Here is a 17,286-nt window from a genome sequence, read left to right as displayed (position 1 = left end):
ACAGTGGGCGGACGGGCACCCGTCCGCCCCGGCGCGTGCTTCGCAGCGGGTTCAGAAGCCGGGGGCTCCCTGCGCCTTCGCGAGTTCTGCGAACTGGTCCTGCGTCGCCTTCGCGGCTTCGGCGGGGGTGACGGCTCCGTTCACCATGTTCGCGAGGTTGAGGTACAGATCGGGGTTGGCGATCGCCTGCGACTGCATGGAGCCGACGGCGTCCTTGAGGGAGGCCGCGGAGTCGAGGAGGGCCTGCGGGACGGTGTCGGGGCTGTCGACCGACTTGAGGACGGACACGATGTTCTGATCGTTGACGAAGGCCTTGTAGCCCTCGGACATCCAGAAGTTGAGGAACTGCCGTGCGGCGGCCTCGCGGGCGGAATCCCCGGTCTTGAAGGCGACGACGCCGCCGGTCTGCTGGGGGATCGAGGTGCCGATCGAGCCCTTCTTGGAGAGGGGGAAGAAGCCGATGGTCTCGTCCAGGGCCGCCTTGTCGTTGCCCGCGAGGGCGGCGATCGCGTTGAAGGTGCCGTTGGCCTGGATGATCATCGCGGTCTTGCCCTCCCAGAGGGCGGCGGACTGCTCGGTGTCCTTGGCCGAGCCGGCGTCGGCGTTGTAGAGGCCTTCATCGAACATCGCCTTGTAGGCCTCGATCGCGCCGAGGACATCAGGTCCGGTGAAGGAGTCCTTGTTCGTGTTGATGCGGTCCCAGAGGCCGTCCTTCGCGGCCTCGGCGAGCTGGATGTTGACGGCCCACTGGGTGCCCCACTGCGAGCCGGCCATTTCGAAGAGGGGGGATTCGACCCCGGGGACGTTCGCGGCCTTGATCTTCTTCGCGGTGTCGATGAACTGGTCCCATCCGACGGGCAGTTCGGTGATCCCGGCGGCTTCGAAGACCTTCTTGTTGTAGTAGATGCCCTCGACGTCGGGGGAGGAGATGAGTGCGGCGTAGCGCTTGCCGTCGTAGGTGCCTCCGGCGTCGGCGATCCCGTCCGCGTAGTCGTCCACCCAGGGGGCGCCCTCGAGGTCCTGGAGGAGGTCCTGTGCGACGAAGCCGGCGAGGGTCGAGCGGACGGGCTGCCAGAAGAGGAGGTCCGGGCGCTCGCCCGTGGCGATCTTCGTCTGGACGTTGGATTCGTAGTTGTCGGGGACGGTGACGACCTCGACCTTGCCGCCGGTGGCCTTCTCGAAGTCCTCGATGACCTTGGTGGGGATCTTGTTGGAGGTCTGCGCGGCCCAGATCTTCAAAGTGGTGCCGTTCAGGGGGGCGGTGGCGTTGGGCCAGCGCTCCGTGCTCGCCGAGCCGGAGGAGCTCGAGGAGTCGGTGGTCGCGGCGGGGTTGGAGCAGGCGCCGAGAAGGGCGGTGCCGGTGAGGAGGAGCGCAGCGAATGCTGGCGCGAGACGGTGGCGCGTCATGGGGCCTTCTTCCTTGAAGGGGACTCGACGCAACCGGGATCGGAGCGGCGAGTGCCGGTGATGACTTTCGGAGCGCTTCTCGCAACGGGAAGCGCTGCCGTGTCAGGACGATAACAGTGGTACCGATTTCATGCAATGCCATTACTGGAAAATGGCTTGATTGCAAGTTCATGACACCGCATATAGCCAACTGGCAGAAAGTCTTGGTATCGTTACCGCGCGTCGCTGCCCGCACTCCTCCTCTCGGGGAAGCGCTGCGGCGACCGCTTCGGAATCGCACGGACAACGATGTCCGCCCGGCTGAAGGAACGACTCAATGACCACACCCCCCAAACCGATCCTCGCGGCCATCGCAGGCCTCTCCCTCCTCCTCACTGCGCTGCCGGCCGCCTCCTCGGCCGCCGAGCCCCCGCTCGTCAACGTCCTGCTCGGCAAGACGCCGACGACGAACGCGACTCTTCTCCACGGAGACGGCGACTCCACCGCTCCGCAAGTCGCGATCCTCCACCCGGAAGCCGCCACCGACGGCGACACCGGCTTCGTCTCCGACGACGCGAACGTCACGAAGATCCTCGCCGGGAGGGAGAGCGGCGACCCGGCCCAACTCAACGGCTTCAACGACTGGCAGGACGTCTACCTCCAATACGACCTCGGTGAACCCCGCGACATCGCGAAGATCCGCCTCTTCCGCAACGGATACCCCGCAGCCGCCTCGACCTTCAAGAACGTCAAGGTCGAGGTCTCGGACAGCCTCGACTTCGCCTCTGCGACGGTGCTCTTCGACACCGCCGATCATCGCGAGACGCGCGAGGCCCAATACGCCCCGCAGACCGTCGAACCCGCCAAGGGCCCGATCAGCGCCCGATACCTGCGCGTCTGGCAGAAGGGCCATTTCATCGAGAACTTCAACGGCGCATGGTCCGGCTACTCCAACGGCGTCGGATTCCGTGAGATCGAAGTCCTCGCGACCGCCAAGGAGGGGGAGGAAGTCCCCGAGACGGAAGAGCCGCGCAACCTCGCACTCGGCAGGGTCCCCTACGTCTACGGCCTCGATCCGGACAACATCGCGGCGATCTCCGACGGGACCCTCGACGGCCCGCCCGCCGTCCACAACGGCCTCGGCGAGCAATGGCTCCAATTCGAATACCGGAACTCCTACCGCCTCTCGAAGATCTCGCTCGCCCTCGAACCCGGGGACTACCGGAAGATCACGGTCGACGTGCGCGCAGCGGCCTCGGTCCCGCAGGGCCGCGTCGTCTACTCGAAGACCGACGCCCGCGTCGAACACTCCCCGATCGTGATCGATCTCGACGGAATGGAGATCAGCGGGCGCGCCGTCCGCTTCACAGTCGAGAAGGACGCGGCCTCTGCGACGAAGTACCGCGAAATCGAGATCTGGGGCACCGGCTCCTCCTACGACGAGGCCGCCCCCGCCTACACGCCCCCGGCCTCGCAGTACTCCGAACTCGTCTGGAACGACGAATTCGACGGAGAGGCCGTCGACGAGGCCAAATGGAACATCATCGACGGGATGGCCAACCACGGCGCCGTCTACAACCGGGGCGCCGTGAGGATCGAGAAGAAGGACGGCGAGTCCTACCTCGCGATTCAGACCCGCAACCACGGCACGACGAAGGACCTCCTCGACGCCGTCCACTGGGACCGCTACGGGAACGAGACCCTCAGCGACAAGGTCACCTGGTCCTCCGGACGCGTCGAGACGAAGAACAAGTTCTCCTTCGAGAACGGCCGGATGGCCGTGCGCGCCAAGCCCAACGACAGCCAGGGGATCTGGCCCGCGATCTGGATGCTCGCCCAGGACGAGACCGGGCACGATGAGATCGACGTCCTCGAATACCTCGGCCAGGAGCCGTGGAACGCGTGGACCACGAACCACTACGGGATCCTCGGACTCAACAAGGGCTCGGACGGTCGGGCCGAAGTCTCGCCCGTCGCCTGGAGCCAGGACTTCCACGTCTTCGAAGTCGAATGGTCCCCCGAGAGGATCACCTGGTACATCGACGGCAAGCGCGTCCATTCGACGACGGCCGGCGCGGACCTGGACGGCATGCACTCGCGCCCGATGTTCCCGATCCTCGAAACGCAGGTCAACGGGGGATGGGTCGGCAACGTCGACACGACGCGCCAACGGACCAAGCAATCCAGCGACTTCCTCATCGACTGGGTGCGCGTCTATCAGACGAAGGACCAAGACCTCGTCCGCTTCGATGACCTCGCCGAAGGAGGCGCCTCGGGGGACTACTCGATCCGCCCCTCCTCCCGCAGTGAGGGCCTCGTCGCCCTGAGCGACGGGAGCGCGCCGCACGAGGACAAGGACAACTTCTTCTACGGCGGCCAGCCCCGCTACGAGACGAGCAGGCTCGCCGTCGCCGACGGGGCGCGGGGCGAGCAGTCCCTCGTCTACGAGGTCCCCGGAGTCCGCGACGTCCACCTCACCGCCTACCACCGCACCCTCGAGCACGCGAACGACACCCTCAAGGACATGCCCCACGGGCACTCGATCCGCGAGGGGGCGGAGGGCCGATACGACTTCTCCGTATGGCGCTCCGCCGACGGGAAGAACTGGGAGCCTGCCACGGCGACGACGGTCGACAACTTCGTCGAACCCCATCCCGCCTTCGCGCGCACCACCTACGACGTGCGCGGTCTTCCCGAAGACACGCGCTTCGTGAAGATCGTCTTCCCCCGCTCCGCGAGCACGGCGCGCAGCGCCGGAGACAAGGCCGCCCCGGGGGCGCAGGACGTTCAACTCGCCAAGGTGACGATGCTCCAACGCCGGCCCGCCGCGCCCTCGCCCGAGGAGCCCGCCGCGCCCCCGAACGGAGGCGGAGCAGAGCCCCCGGCCCCGCACGAGCCCTCACCGTCCGACGAGCGGCCCGCCGCGCCCTCGCTCCCGGAGGTGCGCGTCGGCAAGACCAAGGCCGTGCAGGCAGAGGCCGGATCGGCCTCGCTGGCGCGCACCGGCTCGACCGCGATGGGGATCGCCGGAGGAGCCCTCCTCCTCCTGGGCGCGGGCGCCCTCCTGCGTCGCCTCCGCTCGTGAAAAACCCCGCCCCCCGATCACCCCGACAGAACAGGTGAAGGACATGCCCCGTTCCCACATCCGGCTCCGCCGACCCGCCCGCGAGCGCGAAGCGCGCTCCGAGCGGCGAACGGCCGCGACCGAACTCGTCCTCGCCCTCGACGGCGATGCTCTCCCGAGGATCGCCTACTGGGGGGAGGACCTCGGCGACGCGCAGGAGACGGGAGGCGAAGGGGGCGACCCGGGCCGGGACATCCTGGCCGCGGTCGGCGCTCAGATCATGTCCGCCGGCGTTGACGCCTCCGAATCGCCGAGCATCCTCCCCACGCAGTCGGAGGGATGGACGGGGACTCCGATGCTCTCCCTGCGGCGCCGGGGCATCGAAATCTTCCCGAAATTCCTGCTCCGGGAGACCCTCGCCGAAGGGTCCTCGTGCCTCATCGAGGCCGAGGACCCCGAGGCGGGGCTCTCCCTCGCCTTCCGGATCGGAGTCGAAGCCTCGGGCCTGGTCCGCCTGCGGGCGACGATCACGAACCGCTGCGATGCCGAGCTGGAGGTGGAGCGGCTGTGGCTCGGCGTGCCCGTGCCCGCAGACCACGATGAGATCCTCTCTCAAACAGGTCATCACCTGCGGGAACGCTCGATGCAAACGCATGCTTTCGTCGACGGCCTCTTCGCGAAGGAGACCTGGGTCGGCCGACCGGACTTCGACTCGACGAGCGCGCTGATCGCCGCGCGAAGCGGAGCGGGCTGGGAGACGGGCGCCCAACGCGCCGTCCACCTCGCCTGGAGCGGCAACGGGGTGCACTTCGCAGTGCGCACCCCCGCGACGCGGGGATTCATCGGCGCAGGAGAACTCCTCCTGGGAGGCGAAGTCCGCCTGGGCCCCGAGCAGAGCTACGAGACGCCGGAGCTCTTCGCCTCCTGGGGCGAGGGGACGAACGCGCTCGCCTCCCGTTTCCACGCGCACCTGCGCGAGCTCCACCCCGGGTTCTCCCAGCGCCCGCGGCCCGTCACCCTCAACACCTGGGAGGCCCTCTACTACGACCACGACATCGACAAGATGATGCGCCTGGCCCGCCTCGGCGCCCAGATCGGCGTCGAACGCTTCGTCGTGGACGACGGCTGGTTCACCGGCCGACGCGACGACACGAGCGCCCTGGGCGACTGGAGTGTCGACACCGGAGTGTGGCCCGAGGGCCTGCGCCCCCTCTCCGACCTCGTCCACGCCCTCGGCATGGAGTTCGGGCTGTGGGTGGAGCCCGAGATGATCAGCCCGCGCTCCCTGCTCGCCGAGGCGCACCCCGATTGGATCCTGCGCCCGAACGCCGCCCGCCTCCCCCTCGAAGGCCGCCACCAGCAGGTGCTCGATCTGACGAACCCGGAGGCCTTCGACCACCTCGTCGAAACCCTGTCCGCCCTCGTCGCCGACGAGGGGATCGACTACCTGAAATGGGACCACAACCGCTTCGTCCTCGAAGCGATCTCCCCGGCGAGCGGACGGCCGGCCGTCCACGCGCAAACCGCGGCCCTTTACCGGCTCCTCGACGAGCTGAAAGAACGCCGCCCCGGGCTGGAAATCGAATCCTGCGCCTCAGGCGGGGGGCGCATCGACCTGGGGATCCTCGCGCGCACCGACCGGGTGTGGGCCTCGGACTGCACCGATCCTCTGGAGAGGATCGACATCCAGCGCGGCACTTCGCTCCTCGTCCCGCCCGAGATGATCGGCGCGCACATCGCCCAATCGCCCTCGCACATGACGGGGCGGGCCACCGCGCTCGCGACGCGGGCCGCAGCGGCCCTGACCGGGCACCTGGGAGTCGAGTGGAACCTCCTCGACGCCGACCCCGCTGACCTCGAACAGCTTCGCGCATGGGTGAGCCTGTACAAGGACGCGCGCCCGAAAGGATGCGAACTCGTCCACGTCGATTGCGCGGATCCGGCGGTGCGCGTCACGGGACTCCTCCTCCCGGGCGGCAGGCGCTCCCTCTGGCGCTTCGCGGCCCTGACGACCTCGCAGCACTACCCCTACGAGCTCATCCGCCTCCCCGGCCTCGACCCGCGCGGGCTGTACCGCGTCCGCCCCCACGGCCGGCCCGAAATGTACGCCCGGCTCATGAACCCGTCCGCGCTCGGGCCCCTCGAATGGTGGAACGAGGAGGGCATCCGCCTCCCCGGCGGGGTTCTCGCCCAGTGGGGGATCCGGCCCCCGCACCTCCTCCCCGGTTCGGCGGTGCTCATCGAGGTCGAAAAGCTCGGCGACGAGCAGCCGTAGGGGCGCGGGCGGCGGGGGAGTTCGGCTACGACGCCTGCTCGATGAGTGAGGCGACCCGCTTGAAGGACACCTTGTTCGGCGTGCCGAGCGTCTGGGCGAAGCAGGAGACCCGGAGCTCCTCGACGAGCCAGCGCGCTCGGGTGAGCTCCGCATCGGCGCGCGCGTCGTAGGGGCGGCGGTCGAACTCGGCGCGCGCGGCGGAGATCCGCTCGAGGAGTTCGTGAATGCGGTCCATGTCGGCGAGGTCGCGATCGAGCGCGCCCGGCGAAGCGGAGGCCCGGTCGATGCGGATCGCGCCCGCGCGCAGGTAGCGAGCCAGATGCGGCAGCGCGTAGGCGGGAGTGCCCGACACGAAACCGGGTGCGAGCAGGGCGTCGACGGTGCGGCGGACATCGCCGACGACCTCGCGCATCGATTTCTCCGCATGAGAGGCGAGCCGGTCGGCGACCTCGGACTGGGCCTCCAATGCGCGCACCACGTGCCCGAGGAGGGCGTGGACCCTGTCCTCGTGGAGATCGCGGGCGCGCGCGACGAGCGCCTCGAAGGATTCGGCGTCGCGGATCGACCCGGGTCCGCGCTCTGCGCAGAGCTCATCGACGAGGGCGAGGGCGGAGGCGAGCTGGGCGTCATCGACGAGGGCGGGCGTATCCGGATAGGGCGAGGCGGCGAGCATGAGGGCCTGACGGCCGGTCCACCGGGTCGTGACCCGCGTCCGCGGGAGCCTCACGCGCAGGAGGAGGAGCCGGGCGAGGCCCTCGCGATGATGACGATCGGCCTCCTGGGCGTTCGCCATGACGCGCACGCCCGCCGCAGGCTCAGCCGCCGACCCCTGGGCGACGAGCGCGGGGAAGCCGCGCAGGGTCATCGACTCGCCCGGCGAATCGATCGAGCGGGGGAGCGGCGCGGCGGGGAAGGCGGCGAGGGCGTCGAGGTGAAGGCCCTCGGGGGCGCTCCGCTTCTGGTCGCGCCGAGCCTTCTCGGGGCGCTCGCCCCCCTTCTTCCCGGCCGGATCGCAAGTGCGGCCCCGCCCTCGGCCCCCGGACGTTGCGGCGTCGATCATCGCTTCGGCGACCGCCCCGCGAACGGCCTTGCGCACGGCCGCGTCGGCGGACTTGGCGAGCCTGTGCTGGAGGTGGACGAGGTCGGTGCCCGCTCCGAGCTCCTTCCCGGCGGAGTCGACGACGCTGAAGGTCATGAGGAGGTGGGCGGGCAGTCGGGCGCGCGCGTGCGCGAGGTCCGTCTCGCTGAGCTCGACGCCGCGCAGGATCCGCATCGCATCGGCGAAGGCCCTGGAGAAGGAGGGCCTCTTGACCGACCAGTCGATCGACGCGTCGGGCGCTCCGGCGGTCGACGAGGGCGGGGCCGGAGAAGGCCCGGAGGGGACTGCGGGGGGCGTGGGCGCCGAGCCGGGGGCCTTGCGCGTCGCGACGCCGGTCGAGGCCCCCCAGCGGGCGAGGCGATCCATCGCCGCCGACAGGCTCGTCGGATCGGGCGCCTCATCATGGGAGAGGGGCGCGGCTGTAGTCGATTCGGAGGGGCCGAGCGCGCCGGCGATCGCCCTGTCCATCCACTCGTTCGCCTGGTGAGCGACCTCGGGGGCGGGAGCGAGGAGCCGGCGCTTCGCCTTCGGGAGGGCGCGGATCGTCTCTGTGATGAGCTCCTCGCGCATGCCGGGGACCAGCCAATCGGCGCCCTCGTCGCTCACGCGCGGCAGCGCCTCGACGGGGATCGTGAGGGTGACGCCGTCGCGCTCCGATCCGGGGGTGAAGGCGTAGGACAGGCCGAGTTCGAGGTCGCCGGAGTGCCACGTGTCGGGGAATCCGGCAGCGTCCTCGCCGATGCCGCGCGGCAGGAGGAGGCGTTCGGTGTAGGTGAGGAGCTCCGGGCGCTGCTCGCGTTCGCGTTTCCACCAGCGGTTGAAGTGGGCGGCGGAGACGATGCCCTCGGGGAGGATGTCGTCGAAGAAGCGGAAGCGCGCCTCCTCGTCGGCGACGAGTCCGTGCGTGCGCGAGCGGCGTTCGACCTCCCGGGCCTGTTCGAGGAGTTCGGCGTTGCGGGCCTGGAAGCGGTGGCGTTCGCGCCATTCGCCCTCGACGAGGGCGTGGCGGATGAACATGTCGCGGGCGAGTTCCCGGGCGGTGAGGCGGGAGGGGAGGAGGGCCTGCGAGGGCGTTTCGGCGGTCGAGGCCGGTGCGTCGGCTCGAGCGCCCGATGACGTATCCGCGGCTTCCGGGGCGTTTGGGCTCACGGGGGTCCTCGCGCCGTCGGGGGCGTCAGAGCGGGCGGGGGCGTCCGCTGGGTCCGGGATGTCGGGACGGGCGGGAGCGGAAGACGCCGAGGCGGAAAACGCCGCCCCGGCCTCGTCACCGGGATCGAGCCCCGCCGCGAGCGCCATCGCGAGGAAGTCGCGGCCGACCGAGCCGATCTGACGAGCGGAACGGGCCTCCTCTCCGACACCGAGCAGGCCCTGCGCGATCCCCGCGAGGCTCCCCGCGGTGACGAGCCGAGGAGCCCGCGTCGCATCCTCATCGATCACCCGCTCGCCGAGGCGGCCGAGCAGCACCGGACGATCCGCACTGATCGTCAGCCCGTAGAGGAGGACCTTCTCCTTCACCATCGCAGCCCCCTTGGCCGAGGACCAGAAGGGCTCGGAGTACACGCGAGTGAGGAGCGGCCCGGCCAGGGGCTCGATCCACGCCGGATCGATCCGGGCGACCGTGCGCGCGAAGAGGCGCGAAGTCTCGACGAGCTCGGCCGTCATCACCCACGCCGGATGCGAGCGGGACAGGCCCGAGCCCGGCCAGATCGTGAAGCGCGTGCCGCGCGCCCCCCGGTACTCGCGCTTCGCCTCATCCCAGGAGCCGAGGTTGGAGAGGAGCCCGACGAGCATCGAACGGTGGATCTCGTCCGCGTCGACCGTCCTCGACGAGGCGGTGAAGGAGACGGCCGCGCGGGCTGCGGCGTCCTTCACCCCGCCCGACTGCGCGGCTTCGATGACGTCGCCGGGCGCGGGCAGATCGATCGGATGAACGTCGAGGTCCAGGGGGCGCGCCATCTGGCGGAGCTGGACGACCACGTCCCTCCACTCGCGGTACCGCAGGTAGTGGAGGAATTCAGCCCGGCACATCCTGCGGAACTGCGAACCCGACAGGTCGCGGGACTGGACCTCGAGGTAGCGCCAGAGATTGAGGTAGGTGATGAAGTCCGAACGCGGATCGGAAAAGCGCGCGTGCGCGGCGTCGGCCGCTTGCTGATGGTCGAGGGGGCGCTCGCGGACGTCCTGGATCGACAGGGCGGCGACGATGACGAGGACCTCGGATGCGCAGCCGTTCGCGTCGCCCTCGAGGAGGATGCGGCCGAGCCTGGGGTCGATGGGCAGGCGCGCGAGTTCGCGCCCGATCCGGGTGAGACGGTGATCCATGCCGCGCCCGCCCTCGTCCGCGGCCAGCGCCCCGATCTCGACGAGGGCTGCGATGCCGTCTCGGACCGCGCGCCGCTCGGGCGCATCGAGGAAGGGGAAGTCCTCGACCGAGCCGAGGCCGAGGGCCGCCATCTGGAGGATCACGGAGGCGAGCGAGGTGCGCAGGATCTCGGGCTCGGTGTAGCGGGGGCGCCCTTCGTAGTCGCGCTGGGAGTAGAGGCGGATCGCGATGCCGTCGGCGACGCGGCCACAGCGCCCGGCCCTCTGATTCGCGCTCGCCTGCGAGACGGGCTCGATGGGGAGGCGCTGGACCTTCGTCCGATTCGAGTAGCGCGAGATGCGCGCGAGCCCGGGGTCGATCACGTAGCGGATCCCCGGCACGGTGAGCGAGGTCTCGGCGACGTTCGTCGCGAGGACGACGCGGCGGAGACGGTGCTCCTCGAAGACGCGGTGCTGCTCAGCGGCCGACAGGCGCGCGAAGAGGGGGACGATCTCGATGTCGGTCGGGCGGGCGCCCTTCGTTTCGCCTGCGCGCACGCCCCTCGGGCCGAGGTGGTCGAGGAGGGCCTGCTCGGTGTCGCGGATGTCGCGCTCACCGGGCAGGAAGACGAGGATGTCCCCCTCGCCTTCGGCGCACAGCTCATCGACGGCGTCGCAGATCGCGGTCTCGACGTCGATCTCCTCGCCGAGGCCGTAACCGAGGCTCGGGAGCTCGTCGTCGGGGTCTTCGAGGACGAGCTGCTCGGAGCCGGACTGGTCGACGGGGGCGGGGCCGGGCGCATCCGCTAAACGAGGCGACTCGGGGGCGCTGCCGGGAACGCCCGGGGCCTGAGCGCCGACCGAGGGGTCCGAATCGCTCGCACCCCTCGGCGTCGAGGTCGAGTATGCGGAGATGACATCGGGGGCCAGCGGCCGGTAGCGGATCTCGACCGGATAGGTCCGGCCCGAGACCTCGATGACGGGCGCCGGCTCGAGCAGTGCCCCGCGCCCGGGGGTCCCCTCCCAGCGCCCGAAGTGCTCGGCGAATCGGGCCGAGTCGATCGTCGCGGAGGTGATGATGACCTTGAGGTCGGGCCGGGCGGGCAGGAGGCGCGCGAGGTAGCCGAGGATGAAGTCGATGTTGAGGCTGCGCTCGTGGGCCTCATCGATGATGAGCGTGTCGTAGCGGCGCAGGAGCGGATCGGCCTGGATCTCGGCGAGGAGGATGCCGTCGGTCATGAGCTTGACGAGGGTCGTCGGCCCGACCTCGTCGGTGAAGCGCACCTGGTAGCCGACGACCTGACCGGCCTCGCGGCCGAGCGTCTGGCCGAGCTCCTCGGCGATGCGCTCGGCGACGGAGCGGGCGGCGATGCGGCGCGGCTGGGTGTGCCCGATCATTCCCGTGACGCCCCGGCCGAGCTGCATGCAGATCTTCGGCAGCTGAGTCGTCTTGCCCGAGCCGGTCTCGCCCGAGACGATCGTGACCTGGTGGGTGCGGATCGCCTCGGCGATCTCCTCGCGGCGCGCGGAAACGGGCAGGTCCGGGTAGGTGATGACGGGGATCGCGGCGGCCCGTTCGGCGAGCTGCTCGGGGGTGAAGGGCCGGAACGCCCGGGCCCGTTCGTGCCGGGGGCGCCGGGTGCGGCGGGGGCGGGGATGCTGCTCGATTCCGGCGCTGTTCCTCTGCTTGCCTTCGTGGGGGCGGCCTCGCCGATTGGACTGTCGTTTCCTGTGTTCGCTTTGCGCTCGCTCGTGTGCCGGACCTGTGCTTGCGTCCGTGCTGGCTGTGGCTCCGGAGTGCCCGTGTCGCCTTCGCTCGTGCTGCTGGTCTGCGGTGGGGTGCGCCTTGCCGTGTTCCTCGGCGTGGTCGTGGGGACCGCCGGGGTACGGGGAGTCGGGCGAGTGGGGCACCCGACAAGTCTAGCGGGCCCTTTGCCCGAGGGAATGCGGTCGTCGAAGTCTTCTGCCCAATGCCTTGTGAATGGTAGGGGTGTCGATTAGTCTAGAAGTTGTCAGACATATTTGTCTGTCTTGTCTTGAGGCAAAGAAGCCTCACATCACGAAGGGAAACCGTATGAGGACGAGGACGTCCCCTTCCCCGCGGCATTCGGTCGCTGCTCTGTCAACGGTGGTGCTCGCCATAGGCGGTGTCGCCCTGATCCAGGTGCCCGTCCAAGCGAGCCCGACATCCGATGGCCTTGCGGACATCACGATCACCCAGGTGAACGCCCCCGCTGACGGCCTTTACACCATCGGCGACATCATGCACTTCGATGTCGTCGTGAAGAACACGGGTACTGAAGCCCGCTCTTTCGTGCCGGTCTCCACGAATCTGTCGGGGGGTATCGACAAGTGCCGGTGGCGCAACATTCCGGCAGGAGTCGCCAAAACCGACTGCACGGGGTTGGCTACCCATACGGTGACTGCCGATGATATCGCGGCAGGCGGATTCACCCCGAAGATCGTCTATGAGATCAAGGAGGTCGGCTACGCGGGGCCAGTTCTCAATACCCCCGAGGAGATCAGCGGTGAGAAAGCGCCGATCACCCGAGCAGCCATCAAAGTCGAGTCGATCAGCCTCGATGATCCGAAGAGTTCCTACACGGTCGGCGACGTAGCCACCTACACGGTGCGTGTGCGTTCGGTCTTCGACAAGGTCATCAATGTCGCGGCCATCGATTCGTCATTCGACGATCTGGCCGCGCAGTGCAACTGGAAGAACCTCGTTCCGGGAGCGGGAGCCGTCTACAACTGCAAGCCACTGAGCCACACGATCACCCAGGCCGATGCTGATGCAGGAAAATGGAACCCATCCATCACGCTGAAGGCGACTGACGATACCGGAGCCGAGCTTCAGACCCTCGCTGTTTCCGGCGAGCCTCTCGAAGTCGCTGTCGACCATCCGAATGCGCTTCCCGCACCTGCGCCCGACGTGGACGTCTCACTACCCGCGTCGCTGAGCGACGCACAGCGCCTCGTGTCCAACACAGCGACCGACAAGTACAGAATCCCCGCGATCGCCACTGCCCCCAATGGTGATCTGCTCGTCGCCTACGATGAACGGCCGACCGATAATGGGAACAATGGCGGGGATTCACCCAATCCGAACCACATCGTCCAATTGCGTTCCGTTGACGGCGGGAAAACATGGTCGGAGCCTCGCTACATCCACAAGGGCGTTGAGACGGGCGCGAAGGTCGGTTATTCGGATCCCAGCTACGTTGTCGACAACGAAACCGGAACGATCTTCAACTTCCACGTCAAGTCCTACGATGAGGGGTGGCCGGGGTCCCATACCGGTTCCGATCACGATGATCGCTCTGTGGTTCAAGCCGAGGTCTCCACCTCCAGGGACAACGGTTGGACGTGGACGCACAGGACCATCACCGCCGATATTACGGCTGATCCGTCTTGGAAAGCGCGTTTCGCCGCCTCAGGGCAGGGCATCCAGATCCATCACGGTCCCCACGCCGGTCGTCTCGTCCAGCAGTACACGATCAAGACCACCAGCGAGCAGATCCGCGCCGTTTCGGTCTACTCCGACGATCATGGCGAAACCTGGAGAGTCGGCGAACCCGTAGGTACGGGAATGGATGAGAACAAGGTCGTCGAGCTCTCCGATGGCACGCTCATGCTCAACTCGCGAGTCTCCGACGGTTCCGGATTCCGCAAGGTCGCGATCTCGTCCGACGGCGGGCAGACCTGGAGCGGCCTCCATTCCGACACGAGTCTTCCCGATTCCGTCGATAACGCTCAGATCATTCGGGCCTTCCCCAATGCCGAGCCGAGCGATCCCCGAGCGAGAATCCTCTTGCTGTCCCATTCCCCGAACCCTGTTGCGTGGTCGCGCGACCGAGGCACTATTTCGATGTCCTGTGATGACGGGGCATCGTGGGTATCGAGTCGCGTGTTCAATGAGAGCTTCGTCGGATACACGACGATCGCCGTTCAGAAGAATGGAACGATCGGGCTGCTCAGCGAGGATGAGAACTACGGGGGCATTTGGTACCGCAACTTCACGATGAACTGGGTCGGAGATCAGTGCTTGAAGGTTCACGCATCGGTCTCACTTTCGTCGACCACCGTTCATCCTGGAGCCGACACGATCGTGACGGTAGCAGTCACCAACCCGACTTCCGATCCGTTGACAGAAGTCGATGTCGCCTCCGCTGCGGCCGATGGCCTGACGATCACCCCGAAGGGTTCTCCTGTCGACACGATTGCTCCCGGCGCCTCCGCCGAATATGCCTTCACTGTGCACAGTCGGGGCGAACCCGGGAAAGTCGATCTGGTTTTCCCCGTCACCTGGAACGGAGGATCCGTCGAAGCGCAGACCTCCGTCTACTCCGCGCCCGGACCCGAAGTGCATCCCGAGGTGAGCGATGCGGACTCCGAGGAACTCGTCGGAGAGGCGAAGCCCTCCGGACCTGCCTCGGCAGCAGTCGATGGAGACCCCTCGACCTTCTGGCATACGCAGTGGAAAGGGGCGAGTCCCGGGTTCGATCCTGAAACGGGGCACTGGATCGACTTGAAGGTCAAGGAATCGGATGTTCCCGCGGATCAGAAACCGCGTTTGGCAACTCTGAACTACCTCGCTCGCCAAGGACTCAACATGGGGCGCGCCAAGGAGTTCCGAATCTACACCTCTGATGACGGGTCTACCTGGTCGACGGAGCCGGCCGTTACTGGCACCCTTCAGGACAGCGCCGACTGGCAGCGTATTCCTTTGAATGTGCAGTCCCGTTATGTGCGTTTCATGGCGATGAACAGCTATTCCTCGGGTAACAATGCTCGCTTCCTGGTTGCCGCCGAAATCTCCTTGATACTCGACATGCGCGATGTGAATCCTTCGGGAACGGTGTCTTCCGAATCGGAGAACCCGCCCGCATCTTCTAAGGTAAACGGAACCGTGACGAAGGGCGCAAGCACGGATAATGTCGCTGAGACTACGGGACGCGTCAAAGTGACGAACGCACTCGCCAAAACTGGGGTGAGCCTGCCACTCATCTTCACGACTGCCGTCGTGATGCTCTTCGGAGTAGGGTTCGTTCTTCGACGGTGGCGCTCTCTCTAAGACGCCGCTCAGGGGGATGGGGCCGAGGCCCCATCCCCCTGGTTCGTTGTGCGGAGCGCTTATCCGGGTAGGTGATCCCTATTCCTTACGGCCCTGGGCGAGGGCGCGATCGCGAGAACCCTCGCCGAAGACCTCGCGAACTGCCGGGTCGACGTGCGCGATGCCGCCGATCCGGCATCCTCGGTGCGCGAACCCGCGATCTCCTCGATCATGAAGCACCCGGGCGGTCGCATGGTCGCCTCCACGAACGCGCGGGTCTGGGCTGGTCCGGGTAGGTGATGACGGGGATCGCGGCGGCCCGTTCGGCGAGCTGCTCGGGGGTGAAGGGCCGGAACGCCCGGGCCCGTTCGTGCCGGGGGCGCCGGGGTGCTTTGCACGATTCCTTCTGTTCATCCCGCGCGCGCCCCCGGCCTCGTGGCTGTTTTCGGGGCTGAAGAGGACGATCGGAGTCGTTCCCGTTCCCTTTCGGGCGCGAATCGCCTCGGCCTTGGGCGCTGTCGCGTTGGGGGCGGGGGCGGCGGGGTTCGGGGACGTCGGGCACCCTGAGAGTCTAGCGAGGATGGGGCTCACGGTCCGGCCGGGGCGGCGGGAGTCCGGCGGCTTTGATCCACTGCGCGACACTCCCGGCCTGGTCCGCGAGTTGCCGCTGCGTGCTCCTCTCGAGGCGAGCCCGGGCGGTCGCGGCACGTCGGAGATGATTTGGATTCGCGAGCGGCGGGCTTCATCAGTGACGTAACATTCACTATTGGCCTCCTCGTGAGGAGTCCTGTGGACGGGTCGAAGATGCGGAAGGTCTGCAATGCGCCGAGCGGAGAAGAGCCGTACTATTCGGCGAATTCCGCCGTGTGGGCGGGCATACCGTGAGGCAAGCCATGTCTGCTGAGCGCTCCGCTTCCACCGAGCGGTACTCCTTGTCCTTCACCGTCGGCGGCCTCTTCGAAAGGGAGGCCGAGATTCTCGCGCGCGTCTACGCGGAGCAGCCTGATTGGTCGACCGTCCGCCGAATCGCCATCGAGGAGAACCTCCTCCAGGCGAGAACTCGCTCCACGGGCATTCGGATGGTGCGAGAGACTCTCAAGCGATTAGCCGTCCTGTCGGACGAGGAACTCCGCGTTCTTCCCGGCCTCACCGCGGCAGAACGGTCGCACGTCATGTGGGTGGCGGCGTGCAGGCAGAGCGCGTTCATCGGCGAGTTCGCCGAGGAGGTTTTGAGAGAGCGCTTCCTCATGCTCGCCGGAACGCTCGACTACGAGGACTTCGATTCCTTCGTTCGACAGAAGGCGCTCTGGCATGAGGAGCTCGTCGAGCTGACGCCCCGCACCTACGGCAAGCTCCGGCAGACCGTGTTCCGGATGATGACCGAGGCGGGGCTCTTGTCGAAGGAGGGGCTGATCCAGACGGCAATGCTGTCACCGCGCGTCGCTGCTCTGCTCCCGTCGACCGATGTGCAGTTCTTCCCGACGAAGGAGGCCTGATGCCGAGCGAGAAGCAGTTGACCTTGCCGCAGCAGGAGGAGCACCTTTACCGCGTGCTCTCGAGCGAGCGTTTCCTCAATATGGAGGGACTGGGAAACGAGGTCGCCCACTTCGTCTACGACTACGACCCGGCACAAGAGCTTGAGGTCGAGCAGATGGTGAGACGTCTGAAGAATCGCCTGAGAAGCGATCACGGGATCTGCGTCCTCGAGATCAACCTCTACGACCTGTGCGTTGACCTGCTGAAGGCGCGCAAGGTATGGGATCGGGTCCTCGATGTGGAACCGACGATGGACAAGAGCGACTTTCTCAAGCTGCTCCAGAACATGCTCGACCCGCAGCAGCACCTTGCTCCTGCGATCAAAGAGCGCGTAGTCGCCGAAGATCCGACGATCCTCTTCCTCACGGGAGTCGGGCAGGTGTTCCCCTTCATCCGTTCACACACGGTCCTCAACAACCTGCAGACCGCGGTTGCGGATCGCCCGCTTCTCATGTTCTTCCCCGGCCGATACGACGTATCGGCGACTCAGGGGTCGGCCCTGGTTCTCTTCGGCCGGCTCAAGGACGACTCCTTTTACCGCGCGAAGCGCATTCTTGATCAGGAGGCCTGAC

General features: G+C 67.6%; 7 protein-coding genes. 5 read left to right on the top strand and 2 right to left on the bottom strand.

All coding sequences use genetic code 11. The features are described 5' to 3' along the window. Positions 1-51 precede the first annotated feature (51 nt). Positions 52-1,407: an ABC transporter substrate-binding protein gene (locus ACQY7V_RS09090; RefSeq protein ID WP_235362288.1), complete on the bottom strand. Its 1,356-nt coding sequence runs from the start codon at positions 1,405-1,407 to the stop codon at positions 52-54. A 316-nt stretch (positions 1,408-1,723) separates the two neighbouring features. Here ACQY7V_RS09090 and ACQY7V_RS09085 point away from each other — a divergent pair, with 316 nt between their 5' ends. Further along, on the top strand, positions 1,724-4,471 hold the full coding sequence (locus ACQY7V_RS09085; RefSeq protein ID WP_428639901.1) for a glycoside hydrolase family 16 protein: 2,748 nt from the start codon (positions 1,724-1,726) through the stop codon (positions 4,469-4,471). A 43-nt stretch (positions 4,472-4,514) separates the two neighbouring features. Beyond that, the gene (locus ACQY7V_RS09080; protein WP_428639899.1) at positions 4,515-6,725 is read left to right on the top strand and encodes an alpha-galactosidase; all 2,211 of its coding nucleotides are present in this window, start codon (positions 4,515-4,517) and stop codon (positions 6,723-6,725) included. A 25-nt stretch (positions 6,726-6,750) separates the two neighbouring features. On the opposite strand, the gene ACQY7V_RS09075 is transcribed toward ACQY7V_RS09080, so the two are convergent. Further along, entirely contained in the window at positions 6,751-11,793 is a 5,043-nt protein-coding gene (locus tag ACQY7V_RS09075; RefSeq protein WP_428639903.1) for a DUF3418 domain-containing protein, read from the bottom strand. A 313-nt stretch (positions 11,794-12,106) separates the two neighbouring features. On the opposite strand from ACQY7V_RS09075, the gene ACQY7V_RS09070 reads away from it, so the two are divergent. From ACQY7V_RS09070 to ACQY7V_RS09060, 3 genes are all read left to right on the top strand, one after another. After that, entirely contained in the window at positions 12,107-15,199 is a 3,093-nt protein-coding gene (locus tag ACQY7V_RS09070; protein WP_428639897.1) for an exo-alpha-sialidase, read from the top strand. Positions 15,200-16,071: 872 nt separating this feature from the next. Next, positions 16,072-16,674 carry a DUF1819 family protein gene (locus ACQY7V_RS09065; RefSeq protein ID WP_184451416.1) on the top strand — a complete coding sequence of 201 codons (603 nt, stop codon included), beginning with the start codon at positions 16,072-16,074 and terminating at the stop codon, positions 16,672-16,674. Beyond that, positions 16,674-17,285 (top strand): DUF1788 domain-containing protein, encoded by a 612-nt coding sequence (locus tag ACQY7V_RS09060; protein WP_184451417.1) that lies wholly within the window; start codon positions 16,674-16,676, stop codon positions 17,283-17,285. Before ACQY7V_RS09065 ends, ACQY7V_RS09060 begins: the two co-directional genes overlap by 1 nt. Position 17,286: the final 1 nt, after the last annotated feature.

The organism is Schaalia sp., assembly GCF_050312375.1.
Taxonomy (GTDB): domain Bacteria; phylum Actinomycetota; class Actinomycetes; order Actinomycetales; family Actinomycetaceae; genus Pauljensenia; species Pauljensenia hyovaginalis.
This window is presented reverse-complemented; position numbering and strand designations above follow the sequence as displayed.